The sequence below is a fragment of the Bacteroides sp. D22 genome (assembly GCF_000163675.1).
In the GTDB taxonomy this organism is placed as follows: domain Bacteria; phylum Bacteroidota; class Bacteroidia; order Bacteroidales; family Bacteroidaceae; genus Bacteroides; species Bacteroides xylanisolvens.
Genome location: NZ_GG774809.1, coordinates 20,683 through 40,732, shown reverse-complemented (window position 1 = coordinate 40,732; position 20,050 = coordinate 20,683). Strand labels below are relative to the sequence as shown.

The 20,050-nt window shown below is 32.5% G+C and carries 23 protein-coding genes; 3 read left to right on the top strand and 20 right to left on the bottom strand.

Annotated elements, in window-relative coordinates:
• Window positions 1-1,560, bottom strand: coding sequence for a DUF3945 domain-containing protein (locus HMPREF0106_RS10325; protein ID WP_007559152.1), 1,560 nt, complete (start codon window positions 1,558-1,560; stop codon window positions 1-3).
• A gap of 1 nt (window position 1,561) precedes the next feature.
• The gene (locus HMPREF0106_RS10330) at window positions 1,562-2,281 is read right to left on the bottom strand and encodes a DUF4099 domain-containing protein (protein WP_029425721.1); all 720 of its coding nucleotides are present in this window, start codon (window positions 2,279-2,281) and stop codon (window positions 1,562-1,564) included.
• Between the two features lie 40 nt (window positions 2,282-2,321).
• Here HMPREF0106_RS10330 and HMPREF0106_RS10335 point away from each other — a divergent pair, with 40 nt between their 5' ends.
• On the top strand, window positions 2,322-2,987 hold the full coding sequence (locus tag HMPREF0106_RS10335) for a M23 family metallopeptidase (RefSeq protein WP_007559149.1): 666 nt from the start codon (window positions 2,322-2,324) through the stop codon (window positions 2,985-2,987).
• Window positions 2,988-3,033: 46 nt separating this feature from the next.
• Here HMPREF0106_RS10335 and HMPREF0106_RS10340 read toward each other — a convergent pair whose 3' ends face one another.
• The 18 genes from HMPREF0106_RS10340 to HMPREF0106_RS10430 form a co-directional block, all read right to left on the bottom strand.
• Window positions 3,034-3,900, bottom strand: a complete 867-nt coding sequence (locus tag HMPREF0106_RS10340; protein WP_007559145.1) for a zeta toxin family protein — start codon at window positions 3,898-3,900, stop codon at window positions 3,034-3,036.
• Window positions 3,887-4,147 (bottom strand): hypothetical protein, encoded by a 261-nt coding sequence (locus HMPREF0106_RS10345; RefSeq protein WP_005647331.1) that lies wholly within the window; start codon window positions 4,145-4,147, stop codon window positions 3,887-3,889. The genes HMPREF0106_RS10340 and HMPREF0106_RS10345 overlap by 14 nt, the downstream gene beginning before the upstream one ends.
• Before the next feature lie 21 nt (window positions 4,148-4,168).
• A complete protein-coding gene (locus HMPREF0106_RS10350; RefSeq protein ID WP_005647329.1) occupies window positions 4,169-4,648 on the bottom strand; it encodes a DUF3990 domain-containing protein in 480 nt (159 codons plus the stop codon).
• Entirely contained in the window at window positions 4,645-5,094 is a 450-nt protein-coding gene (locus HMPREF0106_RS10355) for a DUF3791 domain-containing protein (protein WP_004295329.1), read from the bottom strand. The genes HMPREF0106_RS10350 and HMPREF0106_RS10355 overlap by 4 nt, the downstream gene beginning before the upstream one ends.
• Window positions 5,095-6,196: 1,102 nt before the next feature.
• A complete protein-coding gene (locus HMPREF0106_RS10365) occupies window positions 6,197-6,838 on the bottom strand; it encodes an OmpA family protein (protein ID WP_007559135.1) in 642 nt (213 codons plus the stop codon).
• Between the two features lie 2 nt (window positions 6,839-6,840).
• Window positions 6,841-7,500, bottom strand: a complete 660-nt coding sequence (locus tag HMPREF0106_RS10370; RefSeq protein ID WP_007559134.1) for a hypothetical protein — start codon at window positions 7,498-7,500, stop codon at window positions 6,841-6,843.
• Between the two features lie 2 nt (window positions 7,501-7,502).
• Window positions 7,503-8,006 carry a hypothetical protein gene (locus HMPREF0106_RS10375; RefSeq protein ID WP_007559132.1) on the bottom strand — a complete coding sequence of 168 codons (504 nt, stop codon included), beginning with the start codon at window positions 8,004-8,006 and terminating at the stop codon, window positions 7,503-7,505.
• Window positions 8,007-8,018: 12 nt separating this feature from the next.
• The gene (gene traN, locus HMPREF0106_RS10380) at window positions 8,019-8,858 is read right to left on the bottom strand and encodes a conjugative transposon protein TraN (protein WP_004295380.1); all 840 of its coding nucleotides are present in this window, start codon (window positions 8,856-8,858) and stop codon (window positions 8,019-8,021) included.
• Window position 8,859: 1 nt separating this feature from the next.
• Window positions 8,860-9,969 (bottom strand): conjugative transposon protein TraM, encoded by a 1,110-nt coding sequence (gene traM, locus HMPREF0106_RS10385; protein WP_007559128.1) that lies wholly within the window; start codon window positions 9,967-9,969, stop codon window positions 8,860-8,862.
• Window positions 9,970-9,972: 3 nt separating this feature from the next.
• Window positions 9,973-10,404, bottom strand: coding sequence for a hypothetical protein (locus HMPREF0106_RS10390; protein ID WP_007559125.1), 432 nt, complete (start codon window positions 10,402-10,404; stop codon window positions 9,973-9,975).
• Entirely contained in the window at window positions 10,404-11,018 is a 615-nt protein-coding gene (traK, locus tag HMPREF0106_RS10395; RefSeq protein WP_005647312.1) for a conjugative transposon protein TraK, read from the bottom strand. Before traK ends, HMPREF0106_RS10390 begins: the two co-directional genes overlap by 1 nt.
• A 32-nt stretch (window positions 11,019-11,050) precedes the next feature.
• Window positions 11,051-12,073: a plasmid transfer protein gene (locus HMPREF0106_RS10400; protein ID WP_007559121.1), complete on the bottom strand. Its 1,023-nt coding sequence runs from the start codon at window positions 12,071-12,073 to the stop codon at window positions 11,051-11,053.
• Complete coding sequence (locus HMPREF0106_RS10405; RefSeq protein ID WP_007559119.1) at window positions 12,066-12,722, bottom strand: hypothetical protein; 657 nt, start codon at window positions 12,720-12,722, stop codon at window positions 12,066-12,068. Before HMPREF0106_RS10405 ends, HMPREF0106_RS10400 begins: the two co-directional genes overlap by 8 nt.
• 1 nt (window position 12,723) lies before the next feature.
• On the bottom strand, window positions 12,724-13,398 hold the full coding sequence (locus tag HMPREF0106_RS10410; protein WP_004295374.1) for a hypothetical protein: 675 nt from the start codon (window positions 13,396-13,398) through the stop codon (window positions 12,724-12,726).
• Window positions 13,399-13,408: 10 nt separating this feature from the next.
• Window positions 13,409-16,249, bottom strand: a complete 2,841-nt coding sequence (locus HMPREF0106_RS10415; protein WP_007660146.1) for a hypothetical protein — start codon at window positions 16,247-16,249, stop codon at window positions 13,409-13,411.
• 5 nt (window positions 16,250-16,254) lie between these two features.
• Window positions 16,255-16,554: a hypothetical protein gene (locus HMPREF0106_RS10420; protein ID WP_004295371.1), complete on the bottom strand. Its 300-nt coding sequence runs from the start codon at window positions 16,552-16,554 to the stop codon at window positions 16,255-16,257.
• 1 nt (window position 16,555) lies between these two features.
• The gene (locus HMPREF0106_RS10425; protein ID WP_004295370.1) at window positions 16,556-16,870 is read right to left on the bottom strand and encodes a DUF4134 domain-containing protein; all 315 of its coding nucleotides are present in this window, start codon (window positions 16,868-16,870) and stop codon (window positions 16,556-16,558) included.
• 19 nt (window positions 16,871-16,889) lie between these two features.
• Window positions 16,890-17,231, bottom strand: coding sequence for a hypothetical protein (locus tag HMPREF0106_RS10430; protein WP_007559113.1), 342 nt, complete (start codon window positions 17,229-17,231; stop codon window positions 16,890-16,892).
• 145 nt (window positions 17,232-17,376) lie between these two features.
• Between HMPREF0106_RS10430 and HMPREF0106_RS10435 the strand changes: the two genes are divergently transcribed.
• Complete coding sequence (locus tag HMPREF0106_RS10435; RefSeq protein ID WP_007559111.1) at window positions 17,377-17,970, top strand: recombinase family protein; 594 nt, start codon at window positions 17,377-17,379, stop codon at window positions 17,968-17,970.
• Between the two features lie 424 nt (window positions 17,971-18,394).
• Complete coding sequence (locus HMPREF0106_RS10440; RefSeq protein WP_005780952.1) at window positions 18,395-19,405, top strand: ArdC family protein; 1,011 nt, start codon at window positions 18,395-18,397, stop codon at window positions 19,403-19,405.
• Window positions 19,406-20,050 lie beyond the last annotated feature (645 nt).

The following is a 20,050-nucleotide window of genomic DNA, read 5'->3' as shown; positions in this document are numbered from 1 at the left end:
TTATAGTTTCATTGTTGGAGTATCATTATTTTTTCCGTAGGTTCTACCATATCCGAGAATAGATGCTTCTTGCTTCGCTGTTGCTTTAATAGAACTATCTATTTTATCCATTTGGGTAGATATTTGTTCTCCGACAGTTTGTTTAGTAGCTTCCCTAGAGCTGGAATATGTTTTTTCTACTTCCTTGTAAGAAGCATAATCTTTAGAAAGTTTATGTTTCTCTAAAAAGGCAGCCATTTCGGTGGGTTTATCTTTAAAAATTTCATCAATCCCTTTAGCTCCTTTTTGGGCTACAAACTCTAATCTTTCTTTATCAGATATATATCTTTCTTTCCCTATTGTTTGTTCTTTCTTTTCAGTCGCTTTAATTTCTATAGTATTTGCATCTTTGATTGATAATCCATTTCTGGCATTCAAATCTAGTTTTACTTTTGCAGCTTTGTTTAGTTCCTCGTTTACAATGGTAATTTCTTTTCCATTTTTGAGATTTTCTTGCTGCATAGGAGTAAGCTCTATTCCTCCAAGTTTTTGGGGAATATGAATGTCTTTTGCTTTTATTGATACTATCTCATTAGTATCTTTGTCACGTTGGTGCAATGTTCTTTCTCCTTTTGAATTAGTCTTTACTACGACATTATCAGCTTTTAGGGCTTTTATTTCATCCTTAGTAAAGGATAAATCATTTTTTATTTCTTGTCGTTTAGGAATGAGCAAGATAGCAATCCCAGCGATTGGGTAAACTACTGTAATAGCTGCGATTGCTAGTTTTCTAGCATTGATACCATCAATTTTGATGCGTTTACCTTCTTCTTTGAAATCAATTTCGTTGGTTTTTAATTTAGATTTATTTTCAGGTGTATTCTCGGCTGTTATATATTTAAGAGTTGTTGCTTTCCCCTCAAAATGGAGTTTTCCATTTTCTGTTTTATAAGACACTTTTTCATTGTCTAGAAGTGTTCTATTACCGGGAGTATCTTCAATGGAAAAATTTAGCATACCTGTTTTTTTCCCATTTTTGATGTTTGCAATATCTTCGGGGCTTAAATTTTCCGGTTTAACTCCTACTTCATTAAACTTGTTCCAGTCTATATCAACATATGAACCTTTACCATCTAGGGTTTGGTTTTGTTCATAAGCATATCGATAAAGGTCTTCTCCTTTATATGCAATTTTATTTTCAAGGTCAATGACTGTAAATCCGTCTTTATATCCTTCATTCTTGTTAGTACCTTGTTTTATATCATCCCATTTTATAATTGCAACATTGTGGTTTTCTCGTAAATATTGGCTATATTCTTGGAAATTATTGCTAGCTTGTTCTTTATCAAAGAAACTGATTATTCTTTCTTTAGATTGCTCTAATAAAGATTCTCTATTATCTCCTAAATTGCCAAGTTTAAGTGTATTCAGTGGATAAGTATATGTTTCATTACCTTTGGAAAAGGTAATATCACCATTCCGATATTCTTCTGAATATCCAAGAATTGCTGCTATTGCTCGGAATTGTCCGGCATTTTCATAACTATATTGCAAAGCTTCAAATTTTTTCTTTTCTTCCATTTTATAATTTGAATTTATGTTCTACTTTAGATTGCGATTCATTTCCAAGTGTTGTTTTTTGTCCTTTCATGTATTCTATATATTCATTTCTGTTTTTATCAGTATGAATAGTTCCTATAATTTGTGGGTTATGCCGGTCATAAGCTATTTTCTGTTTCTGCTCGAAGTCTAGGAATTTTATTCCTCTTGGATTATTTAAATCTAATCTTATGGCAATTTTTTCTTTGTCAACATTCAAAATTAATTCCTTACCTGATTTTAGAGTTTCCTTTTGTTGCTTATCCAGCTCAACACCTTTTATGTTTGAAGGTATTGAAATACTTTTGATTTTTGTTTTAAGCAATTCGTTTGTTTCAGGGTCTAATTGTACGAGATATTTTTCATTGTTAATAGTTTTTGTTATTATCTCGTTATCTTGAAGTCGTTCTAACTCCTTTGGTTTAAGGTTTATATCATTCATTATTTCTGGTCTGACTGGATGAACTTTAACGCCAGCATTGTTGCTATCTTTCCAGTACAAACTTATTTTTCCTTTCATACTTATTTCTTCTCCATTATTATCGTGAAAAGAAAGGTCTAGTAAACTGGTTCTCTTTCCAGATAATAGAGCTGTGATATTTGCCTTATCCAAAGACCATATCTGTTTTTTTGATATTCCTATTAGTTCTAATTCTTTATATGGAATATCATTTTCATTAAAAATAGCTTGCTTTTTATCCATGTAATGTATATTTTTGCTCAAAAGTAATAAAAATATCAATATGAAGAATAAATTTATCATGTTTTTTACTTATTCATTGTTTTTTTCAGTGAATGGCTACTGTCAGTTTAATACGGTATTACAGAAAAAGGATATTCCTAAAGCGGAACCTGTATTAGCAACGACAGAAAATAAATTGATAGAAGAAAAAGAAAAGGCTGTTGTCGTCAATGATGCTTTGACTACAGAACGACTTGCATACTGGAAGCAAAGAAGGTATTTATCTTTGCCCATTGATTCAATGGTGATAACTTCCCATTATGGTAAAAGAAAAGACCCATTTACTGGAAAAATAGCAAATCATAGAGGGATAGACCTTAAAGGCAACAACGACTATGTTTATTCGATAATGCCGGGAATGGTTGTAAAAACAGGAAAAAATAAAGGGTTGGGCAATTATGTAGAAGTGCGTCATGGTGATTTTACTTCTATCTATGGGCATTTATACAGTGTGCTTGTAAATGCGAAACAAGCTGTTGAAGCTGGGCAACCAATAGGCATTAGTGGAAGTACCGGGCGCAGCACAGGAGAACACTTACATTTTCAAATGGAATACAAAGATAAAACTATAGACCCTAAGCCAATTCTTGATTATATTAATGAGGTAATCAGAACCGTTAAAGGACAAATTTCACAGCAAATAGATAATGAGTTAAGACGCAAATAAATAGAAAAAGAGGATTGGAAAAGCCAGTCCTCTCTTTTTGGAAGAATCAGAAGAAACCTTTTTTTAATCCTTTTTCTTGTCTTTGAACTTTTTCTAGTGAAGATTGAAGTTGTGACAGAGCTTCTTTCATTCCTTTTTTTACTTCAGGATTCGTTACGGATTCAATAAGCTCTTTTCCTCTTTGAATGTTAGTGTTAAGTATTTCTTTATTCTTCATCTGTTTTGAACGACTTTCATCTATAAAAATAGATGGCATACTTTTGCAACTCCATTCACCATTTACTAGATTGAAATCTTTAATTCTTTCTTTCGCTAAGTAGGTGTGGATAGAAATCTTATCTACAGCCTTATCACTGTATAATTGATTTGCAGATTTCATTAGTCCATTTACGGCTTTGTTATGTGAATCAATATCGGCTAATCGTCCTTGTCCTTTACTTAGTACTTCTTCTTGATACCTGTTGTAAAGTCCTAGTTGGGTAAACTCCTTGGGGGCTGCAATAATATATGCTTCAACTCTAAATCCTGCATCTTTAAATTTTTGTGCTGTCTTTAAAGGTACATCTGGATTTCTCATAGTTCCTTCTATAATAATATTGCATTTCCGTTTAATGGCTTCTTCTATTAGTCTTTCTGTAAAAACGCTAGAAAAAATCTGGGTTTCAATGGGGTATTTAATAGGGTCTTTTATTAGTTCCTTATTGGGGTGAAACTGTCTGTAAAGGTCACCATTAACAGTGAGAAAATCTAAGTTAGGATGGTCTTTCTTTGCAACATTTATAAGAGTGCTTTTTCCGCAAGCTGGTTGTCCACCTAAGATTATAGCAATAGGCTTTTGTGATGATATATTGATGTCCTCAAATAAGCCATCTTTTTTTTGTTCAAAGATGGCTTCTACTTCATAGCGTTGCATAATATGCTTTCAATTTAGGTGCGTAATAGTTTTGTATCTTATCCATGACTGATAAGCGCACATTTTCAGAAACTTCAAACTGCAACAATCCATTTGCTATTTTTTCTTCTGTGTTGAGAACAGAAAGTTCTTTTTGCAGTATTTTTTTTCTGTTTTCATCCTTCTCTTCTGATATTTCATCTATCTTCATCATGCGGAGTGTCCCGATAATGTCGAGCGCAACATCCAAGCTCATTTCTTTATTCATGGTTCATTATAGTTTTATGATTTATACTTCAATAGATTCTGTGAATTTTAATAATGGAATAACTTTCACTGTATGAAATGAAAGTTGGTTAAAAAGCTTATGGGTCTTTAGCATTTCAATCGCTGCATCAGCCGTAACAACACCTTGTTCATAAAGCCGGATTGTTGCATATAACTGGTCATTGGCAACGGGTCCCATTATTAAATCATAGCTGTTTTTTCCTTTTCCTCTGCGGTTATTAACTACAAACTCCAGCCACTCTTTTGTAGCCCCATCAAATCGAAGGACTGAAAACTCTCTATCAAGAATATTATCGGGGACTTCATAAACTGAAACGACCGCTTTTTTACCATGTTCCCGATTTCTTTTGAGTATTGCCCACTTCTTAGCCTGTTCAAAATTAGTTGTCGTATAGAATCCTTTTCCAAAGTCAGTAGCTTTACGCCCTTTCTGTATATTAGGGGATTTGACGGTAACTGTTGAGCCGTGATATAGTTTCATGCCTTTTTATTGATATAAGTTATTATAGTATCTAATATATACTCTGTATCTTGTGTGTGCAGCATTTCAAAATTTTCATATAGAAATTCAAAAACGCCATGATTGGAAAACAGCAAAAGAGTTTCTTTAGCACTTATATTTTTAGTTTCCCTGTAATTTTCAGCACAAAACATTTGAAAAAGCAATATCTTTGGATTGTCCTTTTGTACTTTCTTCTGTTCTGTTTTCTCTTTTTCTAATGCTTCATAAAGTGATAATGTACTTGAATACCATAGTTTTGTGTTCTCGTCCAATAATGCCTTGTACAAATTGGAAGAATATATATAGTATAACGCATCTTCTAAAGGTAGCGTTTTTCTTTTCATGACTGTATCAACCAATTCTCTCATAACAAATGGGAGCATAGCCGAACCAAGTTCATTTTGATATGTTTGATTAGTTTCCATAACTATTTATTTTCTAATTTTATATAGCTATCTTGCTGATGTCTTTAGCAAAGATAGAGAAAAAACAATCATCATAGACCTATTGTATTGATTAGTTTGTAAATAGGTTCTTTGTATTTCTTTAGATTTTTAATTTGTATAACATACTTATTGATTCCTAACTCATTAAAGATTTCTGCGTACATTTTTATTATGGATTTTCTGTAGTAGATGGTTAATCCTACTATTGCAATGCAAATAAAAATCAAATAGACTAGTTCACTATACGCATAGATTGCTAATACAAAAATTCCACCCATAGCCCATAAAAAGCTACTTAAAAGAAATCTTAAGATATTCATGATTTTGTTTGCTGTTCTTTATACTGGCAGCCAAACCAGCTTTAAAAGTTTATTTATCTCTTTATTTTCAATACTCAAAGATAGTAATTTTCTATAAATGTCGCAAATAATAGGACAATTATTTTTGTTAAAAATGGTTTTAGGTTTATAGACTGCCGAAGTTTTATTTTTCCCTAAAGTTTTTGGTATCATAATAATGTTCTCTTATCGTCCATGCCGGGCAGAACCCGGAAAAGTACGGTATCAAATACCTTCCCGGTTTCTCTCCAGTGCAGGCAGAAAAGGTATCAATTAGATGCAATCCTTTTGCTGATGGGCGATAGTTCCTGAATGGTGTCGGTATCGTTTCTTTTATGATGCAGCCGTTTTTCTGTATTCAGATATAGAGAGAAACGACACAAAGAACTTTAGGGAAAAGAAGATTCTTCGTGTTGCTCTTTCTGGAAGTGGAGTATATTAATCATATATTATATGTTTATAGGTTCATATATTATATATTCATATATTATTTATATATAGTGTTTTCTCTTTGTTCTTTTTCCCTAATGTTTTGTGTCCGGCTTCCGGCAGCTTTTTGTATTTGGTATCAAAAGGTCGTTCTGCAGGGTGTGCCAGGAATGATAATTCGGTATCATTTCATCATGCCATGTTTGCCCATCAGTGCCGGAACTCCGAAAAGTACGGTATCAATTTCTTTCCAGACTATAAAACAAAGACCGAGAGTTTTACCTCCCGGTCTTTGTTAATAGAAATCTCTCTTTTTAATATTCATCATTTGTGATAAATATTTCTACTCTCCTATTTTTAGCACGTCCAGCTTCACTTGTATTGTCTGCAATGGGTTCGCTATATCCTTTTCCATCTTCTGTTATGTTGTTTGTTTCTATACCAGCGGTTCTAAGGTAATTTCCTACTGCTGCTGCTCTATTTTTAGAAAGTATGATATTGTATTGTTTTTCTCCTATATTGTCAGTATGCCCAATTATTTTAATCTTAGTATTGGGTATTTCACTAATGATATTACATAAGTCAGAAAGCATTTTTTGAGCTTCTTCATTTAATTCATATGAATCAAATTTGAATAGGATTTCACTTTGAGCTGTTGCTTTAAACTGTTCTTTTCCATTTTTATCTTTATAGCTGGAGATTGATAAGCCATCAATAGCTTTTAGTTTATTTCTTCTAGCTTCTATCTTTTCTTGGATAGCTTTATCTCTTTCCTCTTTAACTAATTTTGCACTTCCACCAACTATTGAAGCGGTTGAATAGTTACTATTATTTTCTATCATGTCTTTTTCTTTGTCGCTTAGTTCAGCGTTACTGAAAGTTATCATATGCGTTGAAGTACATGCGGTAAAAAATGTAACAACGAAGGCTGCTAGTATAATTATTTTCTTTTTCATGATTATCTTATTGCTATAATAGGTCTGATTTTAAATGAATTTCTTTTGCTTGTACTGGTTGCTCTTCCTTTTGTTAATGAAGAAATTAGTGCAAACACTTTAGGAGTATCTTTTCCTGCTCCATCTTCTGTAGAACTCCAGTACCAACCATCAAAGTGCGTTCCTCCAATGATTGAGAAAGAAGAATATACCTTTTCAAGATTATTAGAGATTGCTTTGTTTTGTGCGATAGAGCCAATAAACCAACCTGTAACACCTTTTGGTGCGTATTCTATAGCTTTTTGAGCTGCTGGATAAGCTAAACTATCTTTTATAGCAAAGTTCATTATTGCGGCAGTATTAGCTGCTCCATCAAAGCTGTTTTCATCTTCCGAAACATTAGCTATATCCTCGTCTGTATCTATTAAAGGATTTTCTTCTAAATCTTCTAATGAAACGGCATAAGCGGTTTCTTTTATATCAGGATTATTCCCATCATTACACCAAAATACAACTCCAATGGCTTCTTTTTCATTGGGTGAAAAAAGTGAGGGATGCACTATACTTCCATCACTACATAAGATACTACCCGGCTGTAATGATGTGTCTATAATATCTTCGTGTTTTGTACATGATGATATTACCCCTATAATGGATAATAGAATTATATATATTTTTTTCATACTTAATTATTTATTGGAAATTTGACACCTACTAATAATCCATTTCGGAAATGGTCACGTGTCCAAAAGACAAAATCATTTTTTTGCATTACAAAGACTTGCATTCCATTTCTAAATGAATAGCTATATTCTAAACCTATATCAATGGAAGCCTGAAACCCTTTTCTGTTAGCTCCTAAATCTGCTCCAAACCGCCATCTTAAATTACTGTTTTTGCCTCGTGAGATTGTAGGTTTATATGCTGCACCTATGCCGAATGTTTTATAGCTCCAGAAACTATCAGAGCATACCTTATTACATACCGGGCATTTATCATATGCTGTAGCTAAATCAATATATAGTTCATAAGCATTGTGATATTTACCTTCAAACTCCAGCCCTACAACTGCATTGACGGTATTTTTCCATTGCCAACCTCCTGAAATATTAAAAAACTTATCACCATCACCAGCCATTGACTTTAGGGAAAAAAATAAGGTGATAACAAGAAATGCTATTCTTTTCATAATCGTAAAATTTTATTCAGTAAAAGCATCTGCATGAAGAATGTCTGCATAATCAATTCTTAATGTTATAGTACGTCCTGAAATCTGTTTTTCAGATATTTCTATGGTAAGAACTTTTTCGTCTGGGAAAGTAAATTTTTCAAAGACAAAAATATTTCGATAGTTCTTCTTGAAAACAAGATTCTTATTAACTTGCATCAATGGAAGTATTTCTATAGATTGAAAATTAGTAGCCTTTGTTTGTTTTTTATCTTCTATTTTGAAGCGTATTTGGTCTATATCATATCGTATTTTTGTTTTATTAATCATAGAAATATCAATAAAGAAATACTTATCTAATGTGTAGATATTGTTTAGTACAATTTTCATTAGGTTACTTTTACTGGAAACATCATAGAATTTATTTTTTGAAATAAACATTCTATGTGCGTAATCATACATTTGTGCTTTGGTTAAGTTCACTTCTGGATTCATATAGCTACGTAAATCAGCATAAGGGATATTAAAGCGAGTGTATGCTTTTGCTAAATCGCTACTATATACTAGCATATATTGTACGAAAAATCTTTCTGTAACAATGGTGATAACTCCACTAGCTCCTTCTTTTGTGGGCTTTATTCTAAGAGAGTTACCAGTAGGAATATCGCCAACAATATCATTGACTGATATATCAACATATTTTATATCTTCCATAGCTATAAAATGCGTTGAAACATCTTTGTTGACGTATATAACCTTTAGTTCTTCTGGGTTTTCACCTGCAAGCTCGATGTTTTCTCCAATAGGGGTGTTCTGTGCATTTCCTGTAATAACAGAAACCATTGTGCATAATGCAATAAAAATCTTTCTCATATTATTGTTCTTTATCTTTGTTGTTTACTAAAAAAACTTGTGTGTTATATTTTAATTTGGCTTTGTTTTTTTTGATGTTTTTGGAAAGAGCTTGGGTTGTACTACGGTAAGCATCTTGTAAAGCACCTAAAGCGAATTGTTCTACTCCTTCTGATTGGCTGTTCATTTGTATAGTTTGGCTTCCTATTTGCGCTCCAACATCTTTACTCAAATCTCTAAAAGCTGATGAAGGAACAAAGAAACCTTCTTGTCCGTCATTATCATATACAGATAAATCTACTTTCATTTGTCTGCCATCAACCATTATAGAGGAAATATTAATGTGTACTCTTTGAGCTTTAAAGCCAGATACATTCCCATATAGGTAAGTGCCTTTAGTTAAAAGAGCGTCATTAATCATTATATCATCTAGAAGCCGTATGCGTACTCGGCTACCATCTGTTACTTTTAAAGTTTCATCTAATATAGCTGTGATTAGTGAAGTTTTTTGTTCTTTCCCTACAGTATTAAAATATACTTCTGCGGGATTTTTCGCTTTTACAACTTCTATAGCCTTTTCTTTTGGCTTTTCATCTTGTTTTTTTTGAGGTGTTCTAGGACGTGGATTTTGTAATGAATCTATATAAGCCATTTGCATTTTAAAAAGCTCCATTTCTTCTTGCATCTTGGATTTTTCAGGAGCTTTCCTAGTTTCTGTTTGACTTGATTCATCTATAGTAGGAAATCCTTTTATTTGTTGTTCCAATTCCTTTTCTCGGATTCTAGAAGCTTGATTTAAACTGTCAATTTGCCTTATTTCATCATTGGAGTAAAGAGAACCAGAACTTTCAATTTCGCTAACTTCTTCTTCTTTATCTATGGTTTGTATTGATGAATAATCAGAAGATTTATTGAAAGCTCCTTTGAGTGATTCAAATTTACTTTTTATCTCTCTTTTTTCTAAATTAGCATCAGGAATATCAAGATTTAATTCTTCCGTTTCTACTAATGTAGTTTCTTCTGCTGGGGCAGAGTTTATCATATCCTTAACTAGCCATCCTATCCCTAGAATAAAAGGTAGGATGAGTATCGGAATGATGTACTTAGGCTTTTTAATATCAATCTGTTTCATACGCTATTTATTTAATTTATTGTATAAATTTTTTATTCGTATAGTGTCTTCTGGAGTTAATTTCCCATTTTTTCTTAGCTCATTAATTTCATTTTGCATTTTAATCACTTCTAACAAGTCGTGAACTCCTACTTGTTTTTTTTGTAGGGTACTATCAATGTTAATTTGTACTTTGCTTTTTTCTTCGTTGAAAACTTGCATTGGCTTTCTTTCTGGACGCATTACTAATGATAGAATTGTGACGAAAGAAAGGAATGAAATCGTAATTCCAAACATAGCTTTACGGTGTATATCAGCCCACGCCAATAAGCGTTCACAAGCGTTATTAACTCCGAACTTTTGAAATATTTTAGTAAGAAGAACAACTGTAGCTTGCTCGGCTTTAGTCTTGATACTTTCTTTTCTATCATTCTTTTTATGTTTAAACAGTTTCATTAGAAATTCTTTTTTACTTTATAATCTAGGTCTTTGTTTAGTATCGTTTTCCAATCTGTGATAATAAGTCCATGAGGATTATTTTCAGTACGTGGAATTTGTCTTAATTTCCCTGTAGTTACAAGTTGCCTTTTTAGAATAGAGGTTTCTCGCTCTATACGTTGGATGCCATAGTACTCAAAAGATAGGTTGTTCATGTCCACCTTGATACTATCTGTCATAATTGTTACTGTTGCAGAACTCGCTAATATGGTGTTGAAATATCCTTTTTCTTTTAAATTATTATATTGTTTTAATCCGCTATCATCAATTAGATACATGGCTTTTTCCATGTTGTATTTTATAAATTCATCGTCTGGTGGTAATGTGAAAAATAAAGTGTGGAATAGATTTATGTGGCTCTTACATTCGACTTCCAAGTTGACTTCTGTACCAGTTTGTTTTACTAGTACAGGGACATCATTATCCAAAACATATATTTTTTTTCTTTCAGCTTTTACTAAAGAGAAACAAAAGGCTAGTACCATACCTGAAATAACTATACTAGTTGCAAAACAGCCAATGGATAAAATTCCGGCTAATTTGATTTTATTTTCTAAGTTTTTAATAATCATGATTATGTGAATTTAAAATTTAATGAATCTTTTTACATAGCTGCACTGGCTCCACCTGTAGCCGGAGCTGCTACAGCTTTGGTTGCGATGGCTGCTCCTCCAACCATGCCTCCTACTGCTTGCCCTACTCCAGTTGTACTTACAATCCATGTAGAAACAAAAGGTATTGTAAGCATGGCAAATGCTCCAAGTAATGCTGTAAGAAGGAAGCTATTGACACCTCCAGAGGTCATTCCGACATACATGACAAATGCAGCTTCATTTCTAAGCGCATATTCTAAAATTTCAATTTCTCTTTCTATCCCATATTGCATTACTACTAAAGAAATTGATAATACTATATATGCAATACATGAATATAAACTAACACTGACAAAACGAGCTATCCATTGTATATAAGCATCCCGAAATGCAGGTAAAACAGAGAATGCAAAAGCTAGTGGACCAAGAATAACTAATATTCCTGTGAATATGATTTGTAGGAAAAAGACAAAATAGGTACATACTTGCCAAAAAGTAACGACAATAAATTCAATGATATTAAACATTATCATTTTAACCTTAGCGACTACATATACATATAATCCAGCTATCTTGTCTCCAATAGCTGAGAAGTCTATACTAAAATCATACCATTTCTTATCCTTAACTTCATTTTCGGCTCTTTCAACTTCTAATGAAGTATGTAATAACTCTACTGCTACGCTATCAATGAGTGCATATCTATTACGAGAAAGTAATTCTACTTCTTCTATCTGATTCGTAAACATAGCCTTGCTTCGTGCTGTTAATAACTCTCCGGGATAACTGATTAGATTAATAAAGGGAATCCAGAACATAAGAACCAATCCCAGTGCGAATGGACGCAATAACGGGATAATCTCTAATTTTTTATCTCCACTCATCATTTTGAAGCTTTCTACTCCAAAATATAACAACATAAAGATTGCTGCCAATGCTTGTGCATCCGCAATAAATTCTCCGAATAGAACAGTTGTTTTATCTCTTAGTCCATCAAATAATTCAAATAAGAATTTATCTATTAACTCATTCATGGCTCATTATTGTTTTATTTATATTATTCAATCTTGTTATTAATGAAAGAACCTCTATTAGTTCTTTATCAAAATCTAAATAGGCTTCCCTTTTTTTAGAGTTACTCATATGTGAATCATGGATTATATCTATGTTCTTTTTTATTCTAGTAACTTCATCAGTTATAACTTCAACATGTTCTTTATTACCGCCATTAGAAGAATATTCGACAAGTTTTTTATTTATATCATTAAGAATATCATTTCTACGATTTTTAGTTAAAGTATATTGATAATCAATTTCTTTATCTCCAAATTTGAAGAGTTCCTGTCTATATATGGTATCAACATTATACCCTTCTTTTTCTGTTTCTGATTTATTGTACTCTACGGCTGCCATCATGGGAATTTCTTGTAACTGGAAATTACGTCTATCTTCCTTCCCGTATTTGTCGTGTAACCCTAAGCCCGGCAAAGGAATTTTAATACCCAAAACCTTTTTATACCATATCCAGTAATGATACCATTCTGGTTGTAGTCGTACTCTATCCATAAATTCCATATTATTAAGCACGCTCCATTTCCCTTTATCCTTTACAGGCATTTGGGAATAGGTATTAGAAGTACCAATAATCAACATTAGGGAAAAAAATAAAAGCACTCTTTTCATATTATCTTTTAGGTTTTACTTTATAATTCTGTAATAAATCATCAACTAATTTTGAACGATTATCTTTGTATTTAAATACCCCCGGAGCTAATGTTTGTAATACTCCATTTCTTTTTGCTGTTTTCATCTGTCGGCATACAGCGTATGCTATACCTCTCATGTTTCTTAGTTCATTAATAACATACTTAAGCAAGTCTATTCTTTGCTTATTATCCATAAGGTTTACATCTGTCCCGACAATAGCGACCTGATAAATGTATTGTGTCAAATCCGCAGTGCGATTTACTAATTCTAGCTCTGTTTTTGCTGACACCAATAATAAAGCCGGGTCACCTACAGCAAGTTCAACCATTTGTTTTTGATATTTACCAATATCTGCTGCAATATCAGTGCAGTAGATAATATCTTTTCCTGTTTTTATGATGGCTTCTACAGATTTTAGGCTATTATAAAATTTGCTTTGGAAAAATTCAATCTGAACCATTTTTTCACTGATTTGTTTTTGTATAAGGCTTATTTGAGCTTCATTCTCTTTCACTTTAGAGAAAGAAGTATGTTGCACCTTATGATTAGCTATAAGTGTTTCCATACAGGTTATATCCAAGACTGCCTTTTGCGAATATGCAACTTGGGTTAAAGTAGATGCTACCACTAAAATAAATAGGATTTTCTTCATGATATTATCTTTAACGGTTTGTAATCCATTTGTATTTATCTAGGATATACTTATATAATGGTTGTTCCCCTATGATGTTAAGTATATCTTTTAGGCTTCCATCATCGGAGTGATACCCTAGTACCTTATTGACTTGTAAAACCCAATCCATATTTTTTAATTTGGAAGATTTTAGGTCTATTATAAAATTATCCAATCCTGTTTGGAAACTACCATAAATGATATGATAATATCCAACAGCATCTTTTTCAATTCGTTCTGTAGTAAATGTGAAATATTCGTGTAGAGAAACCTCTACTCCAAATACATTTCCATAATTTCCTCTTTTTATAAATACTTCATTAAACCGATTACGGTTTTCTTTATTGGGAAGTTGATTTATGGTAAATATTTGCTTTTGATTTACTTCCGTTAGGGATAAAAGATTTGCTATTTCTTGATATTTGTCTATAAATTTACTTTGGTCTAATAGGCATATAATATCGGAGTTGCTGATTATAGAGTTTTTGACTACAGGATTACTAATTATGTCCTCCAGTTCTTGAGTAACAACCATTGCCATACCCCAAAATTTACGAACTGTTTTATACAAATAGAGTATATAGCCAGCCATCATAGGGCTAGCTATGGCTTTCCATGCTTCTTCAATTATTAATGCCTTTCTGTTCTTTTTTAATCTCATTTTTTGAATAAAAACGTCCATAATAATTAAGGTTACTATTGGAAATAATTCAGGGTCATCTTTAATTGCATCAATTTCAAAAACTATAAAGGGTTCTTCAAAAAGGGAAGTGTCAAAATCCTCATTAAGAGTTTTTTCTAACTGTCCTCCTTTATAGAATTTTTTTAATAGAAACTTATAGTTAGTAATATCAAAATCAATTTTGTTCTCTTTGCAAATGATAGGTATAATGCGTAGGGAAAATTCGTAGAAAGAGTTAAAAGATAAGCTTTCAACTTTTATTTCTTTCAATATATCTTCCTTCTTCTGGATTCGTCTTTCTATTATAGAAAGTAATCTAGTTTCAGGATTATCAAGCTCTTGGCGTGTAAAGCCTTTTTCGATGAGAATGTTTTGTATCGCTTTTTCTGCGTTGGTTTTTTCTCCGCCTTCTCCTTTTTCTACTAGTTGCTGTAATTTCTCTATTTTTTCGGAAAGTATCTTGCGTTCTTCTTTTTCCCTTTCGTTTTCAAATTCTTCTTCATTGACTTGAAATTCGAGTAGTAAATTTTCACGTATGGCTTCTTTTTCCGCATCTGAATAACCATTAAAGGGATGAAAGTAGAAAGAATAGTATTTTTCTATGGTAATATCCATAATTTCTTCTTCTTGCTTTTTGACCTCACCATTTGCACCTTTCCATATCAGGAAAATTAATGATTTAAGAAAGTTTTTCTTTTCTACATTATACTCTTCTTCAGTAATTCGGAAAGGATTCATAGATATAGGCTTGCTTTCAGAATAAGTAATGTATTTGCCATGATAGTATTCGCACATTCCTGAATAACTATGCCCTGTATCTACCAATACAATATCAGTGTTATCTAAAACCCATTGTCTTACTTTGGAGTTGACATAGAAAGACTTACCAGAACCACTTGGACCTAAAACAAAGAAGTTGGAGTTATTTGTATATTTTTTCTCACCTTCTTTCCCGGACATATCTATTCCAACAGGCAATCCTTGTCTGTCTGTAAAATAAGTAAGAAAAGGGCTGTTTTCTGTTACTTGTAATTTTTCCTTGAACAAAAGACAAATTGCAGCATCGGAAGTTGTTAGAAATTTGTCATAACTGTTTAGGTTGATTGCGTTTCCTGGCAGTGCACATTCGAATAATTCTAATTGGTTGAAGCATTGTTTATTAATAATAATGCCACAATCAAAAAGAGATGTTTCAACATAGTTGATAGCCTTACTAATATCATCAAGACCAGCAAGAATTATATTATAATGTGCATATACAAGCATTTGCCCTTCTCTGGCAATATCCGACTGCACTCGTTCTATGTCTTCTACACATAAATCATTTGCAGGGTCAGGCATTCCTTTATGTTTTTTCTTTTTGCCTTCTAATTTGTTTGCTTCGTTTCGTTGGTCTGGAATATTTATTACTTGATTATAGATAATTGTGTCTATACCTGGTGTATCATGCAAAAAAGAGAGTAAGTCAACAGGAAACCTTAGCCCAATATTGACCTCTTTATATGGTTTTATAACAGAAGGAAAATTAACTTCGTCAATATCTACAAGAGAAATGCACTGTACGTTTTTTTCTCCAATTATAAGATTTTCTTCTCTTGCTTTGATATTTTTTAGGCTTACTGTTTGCTGATTGAAATTGATAGATAGAAATCTTTTTATATATATTTCTATTTCATTTTCATTTAATAGTTTAGCTCTTATTCCTCTGTTAGCGAATAGTCCTAATACTTTTGTGATGTTTCTAATAAAAGTATCAAACCTTCGAGGGTCAAAAGAAAAGAATTTAGACCTTTCTACTTCTCCTGTAATAACAAGATAAGTAGAAATATCAGTATATATTCGTCCTTTAAAATGTTCAAAATAACGATTTGATAAATAGTCGTTCTTCCTATTCTGGGGTGGTAAAAATGATTTTTTACATAGAATATCCTGTTTTTGTATTGTATATCCAGTTCCTAATACTTTGAGGATATTAGTAAATAAGTGGTGAAAATCATAGTAAGCATCCATATCTGCTGAATACTGTATTATAGGATTTTCACATTTAATGATAACAGAATAGTCGCCCCTTCGGTTATAGAATATAGGAGTATTGTCTATTGTTTCAATACCAATATAAGGAGCTTCAAATTCACTTTTCTTTTTCATAAGCTTTATTTTTTTCTATCTCTTATAAAAGTGCGTGATACTATATATATGCCTTTTCGTTTATCTTTCCTGTGAAGCCCTTTTCTTTGTAATTGCGATGTTATTCCTAACCCTCCAAACATAACTATTACAAGAGTTATACCTCCCCACATAAAAGAAGCCAGAGTAGAAACAATAGCACATAAAAGTAAAGCACTAATAATACAAGCTCCACCGATATATATGAACTTGCCTTTAAATCCTTTGAAAATAAGGGGCTTTTGTAGCCCCTTATATACATTGTAACTTGGATACTCTTTCGACATATTAGATTCCGAAGAATGCTTTTACGACAACACCTGATACAACCAGAAAGATACATGACCCCATCCAGCCCATAACAGCCTTTTGTACATCTTGGTCACCAGAGTTCCATTTTAAATAAACTCGCACTGCTCCAACTAATCCTACTAGACCTCCTAGTATCATCATCATGTTTCCTAGGGGGTCCATGTAGGTTGCAAGTTCAGAACTAGCTGCATCAATTCCCGCAGCACCTTGTGCAAAAGTGTTAGTTACTACCATTATGCTAATGGCTAAAGCGAATGCTCTTTGAGCAATTTTTGAAAAAAACTTTTTCATTTGAATAAAAATTAGTTGTTTATTTGTTAAAATTTACGTGTGAAAACATGCTTTTCCCTTTAGCAAGAAGTTGTTCCATTGGAATACCTTGTGTTTCAACTTCCATTTCAATAGATTCATTTACAGATACATAATTCTGTTCAGATTCTTTTTTTTCATCTTCTTTTTCGTATGAGCCTGTTTCAAAATCTTCATCTACAACTTTGTGAGGTATTTCTTCTTCCTCTCCTATTGAAATAATTTCTTCTTCTTCACCTGTATTGGTTTTGCTTTGCTTTAGGAAAGCATCATACAGGATGTTTGCAGCGTAGTAAACTACATAAATGGCAAATACAGCCATGATAAATTGTGAATAACTCATATTCTTAAATTTAAAAGTTTCATTAATCGACCCTTTTTCTGTACTTTTGATTTATAATAGTACTAGAGGTAATAACAGGGGGGAAAGCCCTAGTTTAAAATAGTTTCGCGAATAGTTGAATTTATGAAACTTGGATTTAAATAAAATGGAGATAATAGGCTACGCTCGTGTTTCAACGAGGGAACAGAATTTAGATTTGCAGCTAGATGCTTTAAAAGAAGCCGGATGCAAACTTATATTTGAGGAAAAAGTATCAGGAGTAAAGGATAGACCCGAATTAGATAAAGCCCTTGCATATTTGCGAGAAGGTGATACTTTTGTTATCTGGAAGCTAGATAGATTAGGACGTTCTTTGAAAGATTTAGTTTATATAGTTGATTGTTTGCAGAAAAGAAAAATTGCATTCAAAAGCATAGTTGATGGTATTGATACTAATAGTGCTTTAGGAAGATGTCAATTTGGAATTTTTGCTTCATTGGCTGAATATGAACGTGAAATAATAGTAGAACGAACTAGGGCTGGATTACAAGCTGCAAAAGAACGAGGGAAACTTACGGGACGACCTATAGGGTTATCGGAAGATGCAAAGAGAAAAGCTATAGCAGCAAAGCGTTTATATGAAAATCGGGATTATTCTATAGATGAAATATGTAGAATTTTACACATTGGAAGTAAGGCTACTTTGTATAGGTATTTACGTTATGAAAAAGTAAGATTGATGAATAGAAGAAATAAATAGGGCGTTACCTTTCAGGTCGGGCTTTTCGCTGCAAGTCCTCGCTACGCTGTGGGCTTTCCGCTGCAATCCCTAACGCATTTTCCCACCCACCCTTCTAAGGTATATCCAATGCTTTGCTTTTTTCACCGCTTCTATGAAGCACCTACAAAAGCAAGGCATTGGATATTCGGTTTTATAGACTTCATGTTCCCTAAAGGGAATATTCCGTTTATAAAACCTTATCTCTCACCCAAAATATATAAAACTTTAGGGAAAAGATAATACGTTAAAAATCAGCCGATTATAAACTATTTTTAACAAAAATAATTGTCTTATTATTTGCGACATTTATAGAAAATTACTATCTTTGAGTATTGAAAATAAAGAGATAAATAAACTTTTAAAGCTGGTTTGGCTGCCAGTATAAAGAACAGCAAACAAAATTATGAAATCTACTTTTGATAAAAATGCAGAGAAGTTTGTAAACCTTATGGTTGAAAAAATTGAAAGCTTGTCTATGAATTGGCAAAAACCTTGGTTCTCTAAAGTCAACTCTAAACAGAACTTTTTACCACAAAATTTAACAGGTCGTACTTATAGTGGTGGAAACGCTTTTTTACTTTATTTTTTGTGTGAAAAATATAATTATCAAACTCCTGTTTTTTTGACATTCAATCAAGCACGAAACGAAGGTATTAATGTTCTAAAAGGTGCTGTTGCTTTTCCTGTTTATTATACATTATTTTGTGCTTATCATCGTCAGACAAATGAAAAAATTTCATATGATGAATATAACAAATTATCAGAAGAAGAACAAAAAGAATACCGTTTAGCAGCTTATACAAAATATTTCCAAGTTTTTAATTTAGACCAAACAAACTTTGCGGAAAAATATCCCAATAGATGGGATATATTAAAGGCTAAATTTTCAGGAGAGGAACAGCCACAAGAAGAGAAAGAAATGTATGTAAATCCAATACTTGATGAAATGAATAAGAATCAAAATTGGGTATGTCCTATTCAAACGGTTTCTAGTGATAGTGCGTTTTATTCAATATCAAATGATAGCATTACTTTACCTTTAAAGAGCCAATTTAAGGACGGAGAAAGTTTTTATGGTACAGAATTACATGAAATGGGACATAGTACAGGTGTTAAAAATAGACTAAATCGAAAAGGATTTTATGAAAATGATAAATTCAATTATGGGCGTGAAGAACTTGTAGCAGAATTAATATCGGCTTTGTCTGGTGTATATTTGGGTATTTCTGTAACCGTCAGAGAAGAAAATGCGGCTTATTTAAAATCATGGTGCAAAGCAATAAAAGAAGAACCTAAATTTTTATTTACTGTATTGGCAGATGCTATTAAAGGTAGTAAATTCATAGCCCAGCATCTAAATATAAGGCTAGATGTGGAAGAAGTTGAAGAAGAGAAAAATACAAAGGTTGCTTAAAGGTTCCTTCCCCCCTCATTGGGGGGAGTTCTTTTTTCAAACGCCAAAAAAGAACCAAAAAGGCTTAATCGCTTCACTTTGTTACGCTCCAATAGTTTTGCTATCGGTAAACCCACCCACCCTTCTAAGGTATGTTTCTTTATCCCTTCTGCAATCCTTAGTAAAGTTCCACTACCTTTTAGGTAACTCCACTTTAGTAAGCATTGCAGAAGCGGAAACATGACGCAAATTAAAATACATTCTCACTTTGAGAATACATTTTAATGCGTCTTGTTGTCTAACCCAATAAGAACTATAGGGAAAGAAATTGATACCGTACTTTTCGGAGTTCCGGCACTGATGGGTAAACATGGCATGATGAAATGATACCGAATTATCATTCCTGGCACACCCTGCAGAACGACCTTTTGATACCAAATACAAAAAGCAGCCGGAAGCCGGACGCAAAAAATTGATACCATAAAACATTAGGGAAAAAGAACAGGAACAAAATACAATATTATATATATAAATAATATGTGAATATATAATATATAAACAAATAATATATAATATGTGATTAACACGCTTCACTTCCAGAGTTCCAGAAAGAGCCACACGAAAAATCTTCTTTTCCCTAAAGTTCCTTGTGTCGTTTCTCTCTAA

What these genes read in the sequence shown, in the direction of transcription:
- HMPREF0106_RS10325 (WP_007559152.1), bottom strand. Translation starts at nt 1,560, where the DNA reads ATGGAAGAAAAGAAAAAATTTGAAGCTTTGCAATATAGTTATGAAAAT.
- HMPREF0106_RS10330 (WP_029425721.1), bottom strand. Translation starts at nt 2,281, where the DNA reads ATGGATAAAAAGCAAGCTATTTTTAATGAAAATGATATTCCATATAAA.
- HMPREF0106_RS10335 (WP_007559149.1), top strand. Translation starts at nt 2,322, where the DNA reads ATGAAGAATAAATTTATCATGTTTTTTACTTATTCATTGTTTTTTTCA.
- HMPREF0106_RS10340 (WP_007559145.1), bottom strand. Translation starts at nt 3,900, where the DNA reads ATGCAACGCTATGAAGTAGAAGCCATCTTTGAACAAAAAAAAGATGGC.
- HMPREF0106_RS10345 (WP_005647331.1), bottom strand. Translation starts at nt 4,147, where the DNA reads ATGAATAAAGAAATGAGCTTGGATGTTGCGCTCGACATTATCGGGACA.
- HMPREF0106_RS10350 (WP_005647329.1), bottom strand. Translation starts at nt 4,648, where the DNA reads ATGAAACTATATCACGGCTCAACAGTTACCGTCAAATCCCCTAATATA.
- HMPREF0106_RS10355 (WP_004295329.1), bottom strand. Translation starts at nt 5,094, where the DNA reads ATGGAAACTAATCAAACATATCAAAATGAACTTGGTTCGGCTATGCTC.
- HMPREF0106_RS10365 (WP_007559135.1), bottom strand. Translation starts at nt 6,838, where the DNA reads ATGAAAAAGAAAATAATTATACTAGCAGCCTTCGTTGTTACATTTTTT.
- HMPREF0106_RS10370 (WP_007559134.1), bottom strand. Translation starts at nt 7,500, where the DNA reads ATGAAAAAAATATATATAATTCTATTATCCATTATAGGGGTAATATCA.
- HMPREF0106_RS10375 (WP_007559132.1), bottom strand. Translation starts at nt 8,006, where the DNA reads ATGAAAAGAATAGCATTTCTTGTTATCACCTTATTTTTTTCCCTAAAG.
- traN (WP_004295380.1), bottom strand. Translation starts at nt 8,858, where the DNA reads ATGAGAAAGATTTTTATTGCATTATGCACAATGGTTTCTGTTATTACA.
- traM (WP_007559128.1), bottom strand. Translation starts at nt 9,969, where the DNA reads ATGAAACAGATTGATATTAAAAAGCCTAAGTACATCATTCCGATACTC.
- HMPREF0106_RS10390 (WP_007559125.1), bottom strand. Translation starts at nt 10,404, where the DNA reads ATGAAACTGTTTAAACATAAAAAGAATGATAGAAAAGAAAGTATCAAG.
- traK (WP_005647312.1), bottom strand. Translation starts at nt 11,018, where the DNA reads ATGATTATTAAAAACTTAGAAAATAAAATCAAATTAGCCGGAATTTTA.
- HMPREF0106_RS10400 (WP_007559121.1), bottom strand. Translation starts at nt 12,073, where the DNA reads ATGAATGAGTTAATAGATAAATTCTTATTTGAATTATTTGATGGACTA.
- HMPREF0106_RS10405 (WP_007559119.1), bottom strand. Translation starts at nt 12,722, where the DNA reads ATGAAAAGAGTGCTTTTATTTTTTTCCCTAATGTTGATTATTGGTACT.
- HMPREF0106_RS10410 (WP_004295374.1), bottom strand. Translation starts at nt 13,398, where the DNA reads ATGAAGAAAATCCTATTTATTTTAGTGGTAGCATCTACTTTAACCCAA.
- HMPREF0106_RS10415 (WP_007660146.1), bottom strand. Translation starts at nt 16,249, where the DNA reads ATGAAAAAGAAAAGTGAATTTGAAGCTCCTTATATTGGTATTGAAACA.
- HMPREF0106_RS10420 (WP_004295371.1), bottom strand. Translation starts at nt 16,554, where the DNA reads ATGTCGAAAGAGTATCCAAGTTACAATGTATATAAGGGGCTACAAAAG.
- HMPREF0106_RS10425 (WP_004295370.1), bottom strand. Translation starts at nt 16,870, where the DNA reads ATGAAAAAGTTTTTTTCAAAAATTGCTCAAAGAGCATTCGCTTTAGCC.
- HMPREF0106_RS10430 (WP_007559113.1), bottom strand. Translation starts at nt 17,231, where the DNA reads ATGAGTTATTCACAATTTATCATGGCTGTATTTGCCATTTATGTAGTT.
- HMPREF0106_RS10435 (WP_007559111.1), top strand. Translation starts at nt 17,377, where the DNA reads ATGGAGATAATAGGCTACGCTCGTGTTTCAACGAGGGAACAGAATTTA.
- HMPREF0106_RS10440 (WP_005780952.1), top strand. Translation starts at nt 18,395, where the DNA reads ATGAAATCTACTTTTGATAAAAATGCAGAGAAGTTTGTAAACCTTATG.